The organism is Actinoalloteichus caeruleus (assembly GCF_049311605.1).
GTDB lineage: Bacteria > Actinomycetota > Actinomycetes > Mycobacteriales > Pseudonocardiaceae > Actinoalloteichus_B > Actinoalloteichus_B caeruleus.
The window spans coordinates 6,168,464-6,184,314 of sequence record NZ_CP186005.1; the positions used below are offsets into that span (position 1 = coordinate 6,168,464).

General features: G+C 72.2%; 14 protein-coding genes. 4 read left to right on the plus strand and 10 right to left on the minus strand.

Annotated features, from left to right (window positions below; all coding sequences use genetic code 11):
* The first annotated feature begins 24 nt into the window (after positions 1-24).
* Together trxA and ACOJVX_RS25670 are read left to right on the plus strand one after the other, a co-directional pair.
* Positions 25-354: a thioredoxin gene (trxA, locus tag ACOJVX_RS25665; protein ID WP_016699014.1), complete on the plus strand. Its 330-nt coding sequence runs from the start codon at positions 25-27 to the stop codon at positions 352-354.
* A gap of 391 nt (positions 355-745) precedes the next feature.
* Positions 746-1,930 (plus strand): N-acetylmuramoyl-L-alanine amidase, encoded by a 1,185-nt coding sequence (locus ACOJVX_RS25670; protein ID WP_026417864.1) that lies wholly within the window; start codon positions 746-748, stop codon positions 1,928-1,930.
* Positions 1,931-2,181: 251 nt separating this feature from the next.
* Here the strand turns inward: ACOJVX_RS25670 and ACOJVX_RS25675 are convergent, their stop codons facing one another.
* A complete protein-coding gene (locus tag ACOJVX_RS25675) occupies positions 2,182-2,832 on the minus strand; it encodes a GNAT family N-acetyltransferase (RefSeq protein WP_026417863.1) in 651 nt (216 codons plus the stop codon).
* A gap of 364 nt (positions 2,833-3,196) precedes the next feature.
* Between ACOJVX_RS25675 and ACOJVX_RS25680 the strand changes: the two genes are divergently transcribed.
* Both ACOJVX_RS25680 and ACOJVX_RS25685 read left to right on the plus strand, forming a co-directional pair.
* Positions 3,197-4,540: a PLP-dependent aminotransferase family protein gene (locus ACOJVX_RS25680; RefSeq protein ID WP_035291481.1), complete on the plus strand. Its 1,344-nt coding sequence runs from the start codon at positions 3,197-3,199 to the stop codon at positions 4,538-4,540.
* 288 nt (positions 4,541-4,828) lie between these two features.
* Positions 4,829-5,788, plus strand: a complete 960-nt coding sequence (locus ACOJVX_RS25685; RefSeq protein ID WP_026417861.1) for a D-alanine--D-alanine ligase family protein — start codon at positions 4,829-4,831, stop codon at positions 5,786-5,788.
* Between the two features lie 486 nt (positions 5,789-6,274).
* Here ACOJVX_RS25685 and ACOJVX_RS25690 read toward each other — a convergent pair whose 3' ends face one another.
* The 9 genes from ACOJVX_RS25690 to rpmH form a co-directional block, all read right to left on the minus strand.
* A complete protein-coding gene (locus tag ACOJVX_RS25690; protein WP_026417860.1) occupies positions 6,275-7,276 on the minus strand; it encodes a ParB/RepB/Spo0J family partition protein in 1,002 nt (333 codons plus the stop codon).
* Positions 7,273-8,172 carry a ParA family protein gene (locus ACOJVX_RS25695; protein ID WP_026417859.1) on the minus strand — a complete coding sequence of 300 codons (900 nt, stop codon included), beginning with the start codon at positions 8,170-8,172 and terminating at the stop codon, positions 7,273-7,275. Before ACOJVX_RS25695 ends, ACOJVX_RS25690 begins: the two co-directional genes overlap by 4 nt.
* 58 nt (positions 8,173-8,230) lie before the next feature.
* Positions 8,231-8,983 (minus strand): 16S rRNA (guanine(527)-N(7))-methyltransferase RsmG, encoded by a 753-nt coding sequence (rsmG, locus tag ACOJVX_RS25700; RefSeq protein WP_337662226.1) that lies wholly within the window; start codon positions 8,981-8,983, stop codon positions 8,231-8,233.
* Positions 8,984-9,253: 270 nt separating this feature from the next.
* Positions 9,254-9,697 carry an ASCH domain-containing protein gene (locus tag ACOJVX_RS25705; protein ID WP_103057020.1) on the minus strand — a complete coding sequence of 148 codons (444 nt, stop codon included), beginning with the start codon at positions 9,695-9,697 and terminating at the stop codon, positions 9,254-9,256.
* Positions 9,698-12,645: 2,948 nt separating this feature from the next.
* Positions 12,646-13,206: a protein jag gene (locus tag ACOJVX_RS25710; protein ID WP_026417856.1), complete on the minus strand. Its 561-nt coding sequence runs from the start codon at positions 13,204-13,206 to the stop codon at positions 12,646-12,648.
* 53 nt (positions 13,207-13,259) lie between these two features.
* Positions 13,260-14,249, minus strand: a complete 990-nt coding sequence (yidC, locus tag ACOJVX_RS25715) for a membrane protein insertase YidC (protein WP_422647142.1) — start codon at positions 14,247-14,249, stop codon at positions 13,260-13,262.
* Between the two features lie 4 nt (positions 14,250-14,253).
* Positions 14,254-14,574, minus strand: a complete 321-nt coding sequence (gene yidD, locus ACOJVX_RS25720; protein ID WP_026417854.1) for a membrane protein insertion efficiency factor YidD — start codon at positions 14,572-14,574, stop codon at positions 14,254-14,256.
* The gene (gene rnpA, locus ACOJVX_RS25725; RefSeq protein WP_081715269.1) at positions 14,571-15,137 is read right to left on the minus strand and encodes a ribonuclease P protein component; all 567 of its coding nucleotides are present in this window, start codon (positions 15,135-15,137) and stop codon (positions 14,571-14,573) included. The genes yidD and rnpA overlap by 4 nt, the downstream gene beginning before the upstream one ends.
* 9 nt (positions 15,138-15,146) lie before the next feature.
* Positions 15,147-15,284: a 50S ribosomal protein L34 gene (gene rpmH, locus ACOJVX_RS25730; RefSeq protein WP_016699000.1), complete on the minus strand. Its 138-nt coding sequence runs from the start codon at positions 15,282-15,284 to the stop codon at positions 15,147-15,149.
* Positions 15,285-15,851 lie beyond the last annotated feature (567 nt).

The following is a 15,851-nucleotide window of genomic DNA, read 5'->3' on the forward strand; positions in this document are numbered from 1 at the left end:
ACGTAGCGACAAGGAGAGACGACTATGGCCGGCAACACCATCGAGGTCACCGACAAGACGTTCGCCGACACGGTCCTGACCAGCGAGAAGCCCGTTCTCGTCGACTTCTGGGCCTCCTGGTGCGGGCCGTGCAAGATGGTCGCCCCGGTGCTGGAGGAGATCGCGGCGGAGTACTCGGAGAAGATCACGATCGCGAAGATCGACTTCGACTCGAACCCCCAGACGGGCCGCGACTACAAGGTCATGTCCCTGCCGACCCTGATGCTGTTCAAGAACGGCGAGAAGGTCAAGGAGATCATCGGGGCCAAGCCGAAGGCCGCCCTGGTCAAGGAGCTGTCGGACTACCTGTCCTGACCGTCTCGTCCAACGCGTTCGAGAAGGGGGGTCGGTGCCTGGCGCCGATCCCCCTCCGTGTTCGGGTAGCCTGCGACACGCGTCCGACCAGGGCCCGCCCCGCGCGGACGTGAACGCGCTTCGGCACGCGACCCCGGTCGACTCCGGGTCCGTCCCCGACGTGACGCCACCGGATCGCGATCCGGCACGCCAGCACAACAGCCCACGTCGGGCCAACCCCTCCCCGGTCGAACAGCAGCACCGCACAGCACCGCCCCGGAAGATCAACACCGCGAGCAGGGGCACCCGGAAGGGTGACGGCCCGATATGTCGACCCGTGGCCGACAGGGCACAATAAGTTGTCCGCCTCCGCGCCGAACGACTTCGGCGCCTCTAGTCGAGCGAGGAGTACATGCAACTGCTCCACCGCGGTGACTTCGGTCCGGCCGTCGCCGAGATCAAGGCCAATCTCGCAGCCCAGGGGCTACTACCCGAGGGCGATGGCGCCCCTGCCGGCAGCGGCCAGCACGCCGACGGGCGGCGGGAGGAGCACGTCTACGACGCGGTCGTGGAACATGCCGTCCGAGTGTTCCAGCAGCAACGAGGGCTGATCACCGACGGTATCGTCGGACCGGCGACCTACCGCGCGCTCCGGGACGCCCGCTGGCGGCTGGGGGACCGGCCGCTGGCCTACCTGGTGACGCAGCCCACGACCGGCGACGACGTGGTGGCGCTCCAGGAGCGGCTGTTGGAACTCGGCTACGACGCCGGAAGGGCGAACGGGATCTTCGGCGGGCAGACCGAGCAGGCCCTGCGCGGCTTCCAGCGGGACTACGGCCTGGTCGCCGACGGCGTGTGCGGCCCGGAGACCCTGCGCGCGCTCCGGCAGCTCACCCCCAAGGTCCGGGGTGGCCGGCCCGTCTTCCTCCGGGAGCAGGAGCGGGTGCGCACCGCCGGTCCGCTGCTGCGGGGGAAGCGCATCGTCCTCGACCCCGGTCACGGCGGGCCGGACCGGGGCATCTGCGTCGACGGCGCCTCCGAGGCGGACCTGGTGTGGGATCTGGCCCGCCGGCTCGAGGGGCGTATGGTCGCCACCGGCATGGAGGCACTGCTCACCCGGGGCCCCGACTCCTGCCCGCAGGAGTCCGACCGCGCGGCCTTCGCCAACGACGCCGGGGCCGAACTCTTCCTCTCGCTGCACGTCGACGCGAACTCCTCACCCCGCGCCCAGGGCATCGCCTCCTTCCACTTCGGCACCGGGACCGGTAACGGCACCACCTCCACGGTCGGGGAGGCCCTGGCCGGCTACATCCAGCGGGAGGTGTCCGCGAAGACGGGGATGGTCGACTGCGGGGCGCACCGGAAGACCTGGGAGGTCCTCCGCCTGACCCGGATGCCCGCCGTTCGCGTCGAGGTGGGCTACCTCACCAACCCCGAGGACAGGGCGCGGCTCCTCGACCCCAACTTCCGCGACATCGTCGCCGAACGCATCCTGGTCGCGGTGAAGCGCCACTACCTGTTGGGCAAGAACGACCAGCCCACGGGCACCTTCACCTTCGACGACCTGCTCCGCCACGAACTCGCCAAGATCGACTGAACGTGTCCCGCCGCCGCGGTGGCGGGAGGGACGACGAGGACCGGTCCGCGCGATCCCGCCGGGCCGGTCCTCCCCGTTTGCCCGTTCCTCGGGCCTGGGCGACCGTGCCCGGGCGTCGGGGCCGGACCCACACGCGGCACGAGGACGTTCCCCGTTCGCGTCGCCGCCAGGGCGGAGCAGCGAGCCGTCCACGGGACCAGGTCGTCGACGTCAGGGTCCGACCGGCGCGGACGTGGTCGCCCCTCCGCCGCTCAGCGGCCGGTGGGGGCTGCCTCGACGCCGGCGGGGCCCACGCCCGCCGTGGTGACCGTGACGGAGTCCAGCAGCCGTTCCAGGGCGGCCTCGACGTCGGCCTGCCAGGAGAACGCGGACCTCAGCTCCAGCCGCAACCTCGGCCAGCGGGGATGTGGGCGGACCGTCTTGAAGCCGACCGAACGCAGGAAGTCGGCCGGCACGACGCAGCCGGCCTGGTTGTCGGGCAGGCCGTTGCCGAAGGCCTCCACGGCCTTCACGCCACGTCGCGTGAGGTCCCGGACCACGGCCTGGGCCAACATGCGCCCGACACCGTTGCCCGCGAACTCGGGGAGCACCTTCACCGTGGTGAGCAGTACCGCGTCCGGGCTGACCGGGCCGCTGGGGAACATGGCCGTCCTGGGCACCGCCGAGGGCGGGGCGTAGAGGACGAAGCCGGCCGGGACGCCCTCGACGTGCGCGATGCGCCCGCAGGAGCCCCACTCCAACAACACGCTGGAGACCCAGGCCTCCTTCTCGAACTCGGTCTGGCCGAGTTCCTCCGCCTCCTCACGCAGGTGGGGCGCCAGCTCCCAGAACACGCACCGCCGGCACTTCGCCGGGAGCTCGTGCAGATTGTCCAGCGTGATACCAACCACACTTCGAGACATGTGACCTCCCCGCACGACACGCCCCGCCTGCCGCGGCGCTCCCGCGGTGGCACCTCGACCGGCGGCCGGCGGTGACCCACCGGGCGGTCGACCGGACCACGGAGGTGCGCTGGCCCTCCACCGAGGATAGGTGGCCGCCGGTGCCCGGCCGCCGGCGGCCCCTGGGCCTGTCGGCGGCGTGATCGCACTGCCGTTCGGCGGCGGGTCGTTACACTCGGGCCAGGTAACGGACACCGCTGCCGTACCGCTAATCAGGAGGGGACCCCTCATGCGGGTCCCCCGCGCCCGGCCGAGCCGACCGGTGGGGCGCGCAGCTCGGGTGACAACCCGAACCTCAGCACTGAGGCCGACCATCGGAGGCGGCATGGAGAGCCCGGAACTGCCACCCGTGCTACGCGGGGGCCAGCCGCAGGGGCCGCGCGGGCAGCGCAGCCTCGACCCGCACCTGGACCGCTACGCGGAGCGGACCGCCGGCATGACCGCATCCGAGATCCGCGCGCTGTTCTCCGTCGCGAGCCGGCCCGAGGTGGTGTCGTTGGCCGGCGGGATGCCGAACCTGGCGGCGCTCCCGTTGGAGTCGCTGGCGGCCGAGGTGGCGCGGCTGGTCGCGACCGAGGGGCAGACCGCCCTCCAGTACGGTTCCGCCCACGGCGTTCCGGAGCTCCGGGAACAGATCGTCGAGGTGATGGCGCTGGAGGGCATCTCGGCGCACCCCGACGACGTGGTCGTGACGGTCGGCTCCCAGATGGCGTTGGACACCGTCGCCCGGATCTTCTGCGACCCCGGTGACGTGATCATCGCGGAGGCCCCCTCCTACGTCGGAGCGTTGGGCAGCTTCGCCGCCTACCAGGCCGAGGTGGTCCACGTCTCGATGGACGACGAGGGGCTGGTCCCGGATGACCTGCGCCAGGCGTTGGAGGCGGCGGAGCGGGCTGGCAAGCGGGTCAAGTTCCTGTACACGATCCCCAACTTCCACAACCCGGCCGGCGTGACCCTCGCGGTGCGACGACGCGCCGAGGTGTTGGAGATCTGCGCCCGCCACGGTGTGCTCGTCATCGAGGACAACCCCTACGGCCTGTTGGGCTTCGACAACCAGATCTACCCGGCGCTGCGCGCCGACGACCCCGACAACGTCATCTACCTCGGATCGTTCTCCAAGATCTTCGCCTCCGGCCTGCGCGTCGGCTGGGCGCTCGCCCCCCACGCCGTCCGCGAGAAGCTGGTGCTCGCCTCCGAGTCGGCCACGCTCTGCCCGCCCACCTTCAACCAGCTCCTGGTGTCCCGCTACCTCTCCACGCACGACTGGAAGGGCCAGATCAAGTCCTACCGGGAGGTGTACCGCGAACGGCGGGACGCGATGCTGGGCGCCCTGGAGCAGCACATGCCCGCCGGCTGCCAGTGGACCCGGCCGGACGGCGGCTTCTACGTGTGGCTGACCGCCCCGGAGGGGGTGGACACCAAGGCGATGCTGCCCAGGGCGATCACCAAGCGGGTGGCCTACGTCTCGGGCACCGCCTTCCACGCCAACGGCTTCGGCAGCCGCCAGATGCGGTTGTCCTTCTGCTACCCCACCCCGGACCGGATCCGGGAAGGGGTGCGACGGCTCGGCGGCGTGCTCCAGGACGAACTCGAACTGCTGAACACCTTCGGGACCGTCCGCCCGCCCGCGCTCGGAGGGCCCCAGGCGCCCTCCCCGGACACCGCCTGACGGACGGACACCCGCCCCCGAGGCCGGGCTCAGGGACCGTTCGGCGGCGGGTCCCCGGAGGCGGCCGACGGGTGGCTGGCCGAACCTGGCCCGGGCCGTGCTCGACACGCGCCGCTCAGGCGCCTGACGCGGGTACCGGCCCAGCACCCGTACCCGCCCCTCCCCCGGACACGACCAGGAGGGCACCGGGCATGTCCCCGGCCGGTACCGCCCGCGCGGGGACACCGGAGGCGTCGAACTAAGGTGTGCGGTCAGTCGACGTTCCGCCTGAGACGAGGAGTTGCTGGCGTGTCAGATCGCTGGGTCGCCGTGCTGTCCGGAGGCCTGTCCCACGAGCGGGACGTCTCGCTGCGTTCCGGACGTCGGCTGTCCGCCGCGCTGCGGACGGTGGGGTTGACCGTGGAGGAGTGGGACGCCGACGGCGAACTCCTCGGTCGTCTCCGCCGGCACCGCCCCGACGCGGTGGTGTTGGCCCTCCACGGTGGGGAGGGTGAGAACGGGGCCTTCCAGTCCGTGCTGGAACTGGCCGGCGTGCCCTTCGTGGGCACCGACTCCCGCTGGTGCCGCCGCGCCTGGGACAAGCCCACGGCCAAGACGGAGATGCTCCGGGCGGGGCACTCCACCCCGGACTGGGTGTCGTTGCCCCACAGCACCTTCCGCACGCTGGGTGCGCGGGCGGTGCTGGACGCGGTCGTCACCCGCTTCGGCCTCCCGCTGGTGCTGAAGCCCGACCAGGGCGGATCCGCGCTCGGGGCCAGGCTGGTCACCGAGGCCGAGGAACTGCCCGCGGCCATGGTCGGGGTGCTGTCGTACTCCGACAGCGTGCTGATCGAACGCTACGTCGAGGGCGTCGAGGTCGCCGTCAGCGTCATCGAGGGCCCGGAGGGACCAACCGCGCTGCCCGCCGTGGAGATCGAACCGGCGAGCGGTTTCTACGACTACGCGTCCCGGTACACGGCGGGGCTGACCGAGTTCCACACCCCGGCCCGACTCGAGCCAGGTCAGGCGCGGAAGGTGGCGGACCTGGCGGTGGCCGCCCACCAGCTGCTCGGGCTCCGGGACGTCTCGCGGACCGACGCGGTGGTGACGGCGGACGGGGACGTGCACTTCCTCGAGGTCAACGTCTCACCAGGACTGACCGAGACCTCCCTGCTCCCGATGTCGGCCGACGCGGCGGGCCGCTCGCTCGGTGAGGTGTTCGCCGGCCTCGTGGAGCGCGCCGTGGCCAGAGGCGGCCGCGTGCTCTGAACCCCGAGCTCGACCGACCGCAGGAGCCGTCGAGGCCGGAACGACGCTGACCTCATCCTGGTCGCGAGACGGCGCCCTCCGCCAGCCGGCCCGGCCTCCTGGCCGCCGTGTCCTCGGTGGCCGTGCCCCGCCGCCCCGCCGTCGTGGTTCGCCCGCGATCGTCGTCCCCGGCTTCGGGGCCTGACCGGCGTGCCTCCGGGCGAACGGCCGGGCACCACCCACGGCCGTTCGGGTGAGTCGGGACGGAAGCGGAGGCCGCCACTCGGCTGGGGGAGTGGCGGCCGTGTTCGTTCCCGTCCGGCCGCACCGAGACCGGGCATCGGCTGGCCGAGATCCTTCGAGCCCCCGAGCCACCGGGCTGGGTCGCCGGTCCTCTCCTCGGGAGGCGGCACACCGGTGGGACGAGGACGGCGGAGGCCGTTCACCGACCTCCGCCTTTTCGTCACCGTGACGGAACACGGTGGCATGGTTCCCCTCGCAGGTCGATCAGGTCCCATTCGTCCCGTTTGCCGTGATCATCCGCACGATGCGCTCCAGATCGTCCACCGAGCCGAACTCCACGACGATGCGCCCCTTGCGACGTCCCATGTCCACCTTCACGCGGGTGTCGAACACGTCGGCCAACCGGTCCGCCACGGCCTCCAGGCCGAGCGAGGGTTCGGGGCGTGGAGCGGCTGGCTTCGGCTTCGGGGGAGTGGCACGACGCGCGAGCGTCGCCGCCTCCTCCGTCGCCCGAACGGACAACCCCTCGGCGACGATCCGACTCGCGAGCTCCTCCTGACCTCCCGGGTCCTCCAGCGAGAGGAGCGCCCGCGCGTGCCCGGCGGACAGCACGTTCGCCGCCACCCGGCGCTGCACCGGAAGCGGCAGCCGGAGCAGCCGGATCGTGTTGGTGATCACCGGCCGACTGCGCCCGAGCCGGGAGGCCAGCTCCTCGTGCGTGACGCCGAACTCCTCCAGCAGCTGCTGGTACGCGGCCGCCTCCTCCAGCGGGTTGAGCTGCACCCGGTGGATGTTCTCCAGCAGCGCGTCCCGCAGCATGGCGTCATCCGCCGTCCGCCGCACGATCGCCGGGATGGTCTCCAGCCCGGCGCGCTGCGAGGCCCGCCAGCGACGCTCACCCATCACGAGCTCGTACTCGCCGCGGCCCAGCTCACGCAACACGATGGGCTGCATCAGCCCGAACTCGCGGATCGAGTGCTCCAGCTCGGACAACGCCTCCTCGTCGAAGACCTGCCTCGGCTGCTTCGGGTTCGGCCGGATGTCGCCGATGGGGACCTCACGGTAGATCGCCCCGGCCACCTCGGGCTCCGCCCCGCCCGGATCCTCGCCGGCGGACCACCGGGGTGGTGCGGCGGGCACCGTTCCGACCGCCCCGGCTCGGGGCGCGGCCGGCGCCGCGACCGACGCGGTCTGCTCCACCACCGCCGGGCCACTCGGGATCAACGCGGCGAGGCCCCGTCCGAGCCCGCCCTTCCGGTCCTTCATCCTGTCTCCCCGTTCGCACCCCGGACCGCCATCTCCCGCGCGGCGTCCAGGTAACTCATCGCTCCCCGTGAACCCGGGTCGTAGGCCAGCACCGTCTGCCCGTAGCCAGGTGCCTCCGACACCTTCACGCTTCGCGGGATGACGGTACGCAACACCAGGTCACCGAAGTGGCCACGGACCTCGCTCGTCACCTGATCGGCGAGCTTGGTGCGACCGTCGTACATCGTGAGCAGGATCGTGGAGACGCGAAGCGACGGGTTCAGGTGCGCCTTCACCAGCTCGATGTTGTTCAGGAGCTGCCCAAGCCCTTCCAGCGCGTAGTACTCGCACTGGATCGGGATCAGCACCTCCTGCGCCGCGACGAGCGCGTTCACCGTGAGCAGCCCCAGCGACGGTGGGCAGTCGATGAAGACGTAGTCGGCCTGGAGGTGGTCGAGCGCCTCGGTGGACAACGCCTCCTTGAGCCGCGTCTCCCTGGCCGCCATCGACACCAGTTCGATCTCGGAGCCGGCCAGGTCGATGGTCGCGGGGATGCACACCAGGTTGTCCGACTGGGTGCTGACGGCGGCGGCGTCGGCGATGCTGATCTCACCGAGCAGCACCTCGTAGACCGAGGGGGTGTTCGAGTGGTGGTCCACTCCCAACGCGGTGCTCGCGTTCCCCTGGGGGTCGAGATCGATCACCAGGACCTTCAGACCCCGCAGCGCGAGCGCCGCAGCGATGTTCACGGTACTGGTGGTCTTGCCCACCCCGCCCTTCTGGTTGGCCACCGCGACGACCCGACGCTGCGCCGGAACCGGCAGCGTCTCGGTGGGGTGCAGCACCTTCGTGGCCCGCGCGGCCTCCTGCTCGATCGGCGTCCACTCCACGTCCAACTGCCCTTTCTCGTAACTCACAGACCTGCCCACCTCCACGGTTTCACGTGAAACATCGCTTGTTCCCGATCCGCGCGCGTCACCTGCCGGTCCGGCGACCGCGTGCCGGAGCACGCCGCGACGGAGGCGCGGCCTGCCCGCGTTCCACGACCACGACGGTCGTCGGTTCCGCCAGCGACTCCGCTCCGCACCGCACCACGTGGGCCCGGGAGCCCCCAGCCCTGGACAGTGCGGCGGCGTCGCGTTCGACCTCCTCCTCCGCCGACGCGCCCTTGAGAGCGAGCAGCTGCCCACCGGGGCGCAACAGCGGCAGGCACCAGGTGCCGAGTTTGGCGAGCGGAGCGACCGCACGGGCGGTGACCACATCGGCTCCTCCGAGCTCGGAGCGCACCTGGCGTTCCTCCGCTCGTCCTCGCACCACCGCGACGTCCAACCCCAGGACCTCCACCGCCTCCTCCAGCCAGGCCACCCGTCGAGCCATCGGCTCGAGCAGCGTCATCCTGATGTCGGGGCGAGCGATCGCGAGTGGGAGGCCGGGGAGCCCAGCACCGGAACCGACGTCGATCAGGCGACTCCCCACGGGCACGAGCTCCTGGACGGCGGCCGAGTTCAGCACGTGACGGCTCCAGAGCCGTCCCAACTCCCTCGGGCCGACCAGGCCACGTCGTTCTCCGTGTTCGACGAGGAGGTCGACCAACCGGCGGGCGCGGGGGAGGTGGTCGCCGAAGAGGTCAGCGGCGGCGGGCGGCTCCTCCTCCGAAGCGGGGGGCAACACCACGTCATCCGCGCCACGTCCGACTTCGCCCGCCGGGGGTGGCTGCCGTTCTGTCATCACACACTTTCCGGTTTCACGTGAAACATCGACTGCTTGCTCAATCTACGGCGCCGTCCGCCATGTTTCACGTGAAACATGGCCCCGGCCGGGTACCGATCAGGACGTCCTCATCGGAGGTGGCCTCGCCACCACCGCGCCACCGGGAACCACGAGTGGCGGTGGGAACGCCCGCCCCGCCACCTCCCATCGACGTCTCCCGACCTCGTCCGCACCACCGTTCGGCGGCACACCTCGCACCTCCCGGGCCAACCGTCGTCCCCGGTTTCGTCACCGTGACGTCACGACCGCGACGGAGGACACCTCAACGACCCGGAAGCACTCGAGGACGACGGGCGTCCCGTCGGAGGGCGTGAAGCTCGGGTCCCCGATGGCGGCGCGGAAGTCCGCTCCGCACCAGAACTCCTCGTGCCCGGCACGCCAGGCCACCACCGAGTCATAACCCTCGCCCTCGGCGCGGGCGTGGGCGAGATCGACCTCGTCCAATCGGGACACCCGGACGTCGGTGGTCTCGATGACCGCGACGGGGCGTTCGGCCGAGTCGACCACGACGGACCGGGCACCCACCTCGGGAAGCGGCACACCCTCGCTCCCGTACTCCACGAGCAGCGCGGACGTGGCCGTCTTGGTGCCCGAGAGCACCGCGACGACCAGCCGATCGCGCAGCGGTCCGGGAAAGGCGAACTCGGCGATCGGAAGACCCGAAGGCGGCATGGTCAGCACGCTACCGGCAACTCGATCTCCCGGGAACGACCAACGGGTCACATACCTGACCCACACCTCGAAGGAAGGACGGGACGAGCACCGGTGGGCACGCTCCCGGCTGCGGGGAGCGGTGCGCGACGAGGACCGGGCTCCCAGCCATCCCCTCCGGATGCCTCCCTCCTCCACGCCCGGAACCACACTCGCCACCGTCGACAGCGGCCGCCCGTCCCGCGTTCTCCCGGGTCCGTCCGGTCGATCGCCCCGGCGGGTCCGATCCACCGATCGGCGGGCGCCCGGAGCACCGCCGGTCCCGGGGCACCACGGCGAGGGCTAGGCCAGGACGACGGGCTCAGCCCCCGCCGGAAGGAAGCACAGCCGACGATGACCGCCTCCCCAGTCCACTCGGCCCCTGGAAGCCGGCCGGCACCGCATCCGCTGCCCGTGCCGAGAGCCGACCTCCCGCACGACCCGAACCCACCGCCCACTCGGCGACGCGGCCGGGCGCCCACCCGCTTCCACCGTTCCGTCCGCCCGCCCCGCCCCGCCCCGGTCCGCCCCGCCTGGACCTGTCCCGATCCGGCGTCGCGCGGCGACAGCGCCCGGACCCCGCAACCTCGACCTCGACCTGCCGCGTCACTCGCCGGACCACTCCACTCGGACGGCGTGCCGGCCGGGGGCGGGACGACGGGCGCTCCTCGCCGGAGTTCCTCCCCCCGCGCCCGCCCGCTGCCCCAGGGGCACCTGCCCGGCACGACCGACGACGACCGCGCGAGGTGACATCCGGATGGCGGCGTGGATCCACCTCGGCCCGTGCGTCCGGGCACCGAACTCCCCCTCTGGTCGCCGCGAGAGCCGAGGACCACCGAACCCTCCACATCCACCGATGTTTCACGTGAAACGTCGCCCCACGGCAGGCCAGGAGGGCGGCCGCCACCGCGCTCGGCCACCGCCCGCTCTCCCCGACGCACAGCCGAGCCGGGACTACCGGGCAGACGAGGGGAGACCGCCCCCGCATCGCCACCATCCGGAAGGCGTGCCCGCCCGTCCGTCCCCACGCCGGGCGGACCGCCGATGGTCGGCGACGAGTTCGTCGTCCACCCAGCAGCCTGGCCGACAACCCACGCGGCTGACCCCTCCCGGTCGAGGCCCCCGCCGGGCGACCCCACCTTGCCCTGGAGGCCGGCCGGACCGACCTCGGCGGTGACTCGACGCCTCCCGGTCACGGCGGGGCGGCGAGCCACCGGAGGGAGACAGCCTGCCAACCGTCGGCGTCCACCAGGAGCGGGCAACGGCTGCTGGGCCCCTCGTCAGGCCGGCGAGACCCGCGCCACCGGCCGCACGACCCCGACCAGCCGACGCCTTGCCGCCGGGGGTCGCGGGACGGCTCCCGACGACGGGTCGCGAGCCGTGGCCCAGACGCGTGTCCTCCCACCGACCGCCTCCGCGCCAGCACGCGGCATCGACGACGACACGGAGGGCGTGACCGGCCCGCCGGGGAGGCGGGCGCGTCGTCGTGTTCCACGTGAAACATCGACCGCTCGTTCGGAGCGGACGTCCGCCGTCCGACATGGTCGCGCTCCACGGCTCTCCACCCCACTCCGTGCCGGCCACGGCCCGCGGCGGCCTACCGCGGAGCAACGCTCGACGCAGGACCAGTCCGGATCACCGTCGCCCCACCAGGTGGAGGGCCGCCGGCATCCACACCGTCCGAGTTCCCCCGGCGGGACGGCTCCCGCTCCGCGCGAGGCAGGGTCGGTCGCCCTCGTCCTGGACATGCCGGGCGTGTTCCGCACCGCCCGCACCCTGGCCCCGGCGCTGGCACGTCGCGACGGGTCGCGCGGCGCTGGCGGACGGCGGGCCACGCGCGACGGGGACGCCGCGGGACGGGATCATGACCGGGGCGGTGGGGCAGCGGGAACGGGCGGTGGCTCCCACGACCGGCGGACGGGTCCCTGGGGCTGACGCGGCACCGCCACCCAACGCACACCGAGGTCCGCGAACCATCGCTCGCGCCCGTCGTGAACACGCGCCACCGACAACGCCGATGTCGCGCCTCGGGTCCAGGACGACCGCCGCCGCGCCGGTTCGCGTGCCGACCGGGCCAGCTCGACCGCCGACACCGTGCCCGACGACTCACCGAGACGCCCGCCCGGCTGGTGCGGAGGCCGGCCGCCACCTCCCGAGCCTCCGACGTTCCCGCCGCCCCTGTCTCCCGGCCGCGACCGTCCGAGGCGCCGGTCGCACCCGGCGCGGACGCCGTCGCTCGTGACTGGGCGGCGATCACGGTGAGCACCCCGACGGCCGCACTCCACGCGCTCCGGCGGCGGTGCGCACCCCCGTCGAGCCAGTCACCGCCAGCGTGGTGACCGGTCCGTCCCGCACCACGGCCCGCCGGGAGCGCCCGGACACCAAGCCGCACGGCCGGCACCCGCCAACCGGAGCGCCAGTGGGGACGGTGTTCCCGATCTCACCCCACCCAGCGCTCCGCACCCCGCGCGGCACCTCCCGTGCCGGCGAGGCCGAACCCGCGACGCGTGACCGGAGGACAGCACCGCCCCGGCGGGAACGATGCCACCAGGAACCGCGCCGGCGGCTCCCGAGCAGGCCCCGAACCGAGGGCACGCACCGTCCGAGGCGGAGGAGACCCCTCGGGGGAGTGCTCCGGTGGAGCCGGGAACGAGGCCGCCCGGCTGACCACCCCATCGCTCGTCGCGGACCCCGTGCCGCCCGTCAACCCCGTCACCGCCCGCGTGGCACGGCGAGGACCGGCCGGCGCGCTGGCGAACCACACCCACGGCACCCGTTCACACCGATCCGGCGCGCGGACTCCCACGGCACCAAGCGGCGAGGCCGGCCCGCCACCTCCCGGCTGCCGTCGGACAGCGGTCCCACCGAGGGCCCCGAACGGAAGTGGGCCCCGGGAACGTCGTTCCCGGGGCCCACTCACGAACTCAGCCCTACTCGGCGGGCAGCACCACGACCCGCCGGTTCGGCTCCTCGCCCTCGCTCTCGCTCCGGACACCCTCGACACCGGCCACGGCGTCGTGCACCACCTTGCGCTCGAAGGGGGTCATGGGGTTCAACCGCACCGGATCGCCGGTCTGGCTGACCTGCTCGGCCGTGGTCCGACCGAGGTCGGACAGCTCGGCACGCCGGTCCGCCCGCCACCCCGCGACGTCCAACATGAGCCGACTCCGCGCGCCGGTGCTCTGCTGCACCGCCAGCCTCGTCAACTCCTGCAGCGCCTCCAGGGTCGCCCCACGGGTACCCACCAACTTGCTCAGGTCATCCCCGCCGTCGATGCTCACCACGGCGCGGCCACCGTCCACGTCAAGGTCGATGTCCCCGTCGAAGTCGAGCAGGTCGAGCAGCCGCTCCAGGTAGTCGCCGGCGATGTCGCCCTCACGGACGAGCAGGTCCTCGCCGCCCTCGGGCGTGGCGGACGCTCCGTTCGGCGTGCCGTCGGCACCCTCGGTGTCCACGTCACCGCCGGTGGTCACCTGCACCGCTTCCGACACTGGTGCCTCCTCTCACTTGGTTCACGACATGCGAGACGCGTGACCGCGCTCGGTCATCGACGCTTCTTGTTCTTCTTCTTGGCGCCGCCGGTCGCCGGTCGGCTCCGCGCCGCGTCCCCCGCACCACCGGACGGGGCCGAGGTGGGAGTGGTCCCGGCCGGGCCGTGCTGGCCGGGCTGCGGACCCTTCTTCTTGGCCGGACGCTGCCCGGGCTTGGGGGAGAGGTCCTTGCGGGACTGCTCCGCCTTGGCGGCGGCGGCCGCCTTCTTCGCGGCTTCCTCGCGGTCGATGCGGTGGTAGATGAAGTACTGCTGACCCAGCGTCCAGGTGTTGTTGCTCAGCCAGTACAGCAGGATCGCGATCGGGAAGAACGGGCCACCGAAGAGCACGAACAGCGGGAACACCCAGAGCATCAGCTTCTGCATGATCTGGGCCTGCTGCTGGTTGGCCCCGACGCTCGGGTTCATCGCCTGCCGCTGCACGGAGTGGCGGGCGGTGAGGTGGGTGGCGATGCTGGCGATGATCGTCAGCGGCACCGCGACGAAACCGATGGTCCACGGGTCGACGCCGAACATCGGGTCGGCGATGGAGCCGGACAGCGGGGCGCCGAAGAGGCGGGCGTTGATGAAGGACTCGACCTCGGCCTGGCCGAAGACGTACACCTCGGTCTTGCCCGGGGTGAACTGGCGGAGCACGTGGAAGAGCCCGATGAACACCGGGATCTGCACCAGCATCGGAAGGCAGCCGCCGAGCGGGTTGACCCCCTGCTCGGACTGGATCTTCTGCATCTCCATCGCCAGCTTCTGGCGATCGTTGCCGTACTTCTCCCGCAACTTCTGCATCTGCGGGGCGAACTCCTGCATCTTGCGCATCGACCGCACGGAGCTGATGGCCGGCTTCAGCAGGATGATCCGCAGGGTGAAGACCAGGAACACCACCGAGAGCGCCCACGCGATACCGCTGTCCGGGCTGATGATGAACCCAAAGACCTTGTGCCAGAACCACATGATGGCTGACACGGGGTAGTAGATGAAGTTGAGCACGAAGCTACTCCTCGGCGCGGGTGTCGGGGAGCCCGGAATCGCCGTCGCGGGACCGCGGGGACGCGGCGTCGCGCGGGGGAACGGGGTCCAAGCCTCCAGGGTGCCAGGGTCCACAGCGCAGCAGCCGGCGCACGGTCAGCCATGCCCCCCGGATCGCACCGTGAACGGTCAGCGCCTCCACTGCGTAGGCGCTGCAGGTCGGGTAGAAGCGGCAGGTGGCCGGCAGGTACGGGGAGATCCAGCGTCGGTAACCGTGCACCGGGAGCAGCAGGACCCGACTGACGACTCCGCCTCGTCGGCGGTCCGCGCCCGCTGGTTCACTCATGCCTCGTCCTCACCGGAGGTGCGCCCGCCGTCCTCGGCGACGTGGCGCGTCGCGGGTGGCTCCTGGCCGGCGGTCGGGGACCCACCGGTTCGCCGACGGGAGGCGCTCGGGTCGTCGACGAGCCCCAGCCGAGCCAGGAGCCGGTCGACGTCCGCCGCGAGTTCGCGACTGGAGGCCGTGGCCGACGGGGGGAGCGCCCGCACCACGAGGGAGGTCCCCCTCGGGATGGCGGCCAGCCGTTCCCGCACCACGTGGCGGAGACGGCGCGCGACCTGGTGGCGGACCACCGCGTTGCCGACAGCCTTGCTCACGACAAAACCCACCCGTGTCGAGGCCGAGCCGGGGACGCTGCTCGAACGCTGCGAGCGGCGAGGGGGCTCGACGCGGGTGGGATGGGAAGTCGGGGTCGTCGACCCCGCGTTGTCGGTGTCCCGTGCTCCAACGCCGAGCTCGGGCACGCACAGTGCGTGCAGCACGACGCGACGTCGCCCCGCCCGCCGCCCCCGGCGGACGACCAGGTCGAAGTCCTGGCTCTTGGTCAGCCGGGCGGCTGGCGGTAGCACGGCCTACCGTCAGGCCGACAGCGTGTCGCGGCCCTTGCGGCGACGGGCGGCGAGGATGGCACGGCCGGCACGGGTGCGCATGCGCAGCCGGAAGCCGTGGGTCTTGGCCCGGCGACGGTTGTTCGGCTGGTACGTCCGCTTGCTCACGGTCAGGTCTCCCGGTAGTCACTACAGCTTGGGTCGGTGATCTCCGCGTGCTATGCGTGGCTGGCCACCCGGCGCACGTTCCATCCCGACCCTCGGCGTCCTGGCGTCCCCGGTCCCGGCGCGAGGCGCAGGGCACGGCGACAGTAGCCCAGGGTACGTGACAGGGAACGACCGACCGCATGAGACTACGCGGTGCCCGTTGCCGGGTCCACACCGCCTCCTCACGCGAGGCGCGGGACCCGCCCGGTGAGGAGGGGGATTGGCCAACGTATCGGCCGTGGTCCAGGGACCTGCGCCCGACACGCCGAGCCCCCACCGAGCCGTCATCCCCGGTTCACCCTGCTGAGCTGTCCGCCTTGTTCCGGGAGGCGCCCGCTTGTTAGCGTGCCTCACCTCCGACGGCCACGGCGGCCGATGCCCGCTGAACTGGCCTTTCCGGGCAGGTTCACGGAACCTCGGGACCCAAGCACAGGGGCTCCGGTGTTCCGTCGTACCTTCATGCACAGTTGTGGACAACTATGTGGATATCTTGGGGATCGGCAGCCCGCACCGCTGACCGCTGACGTC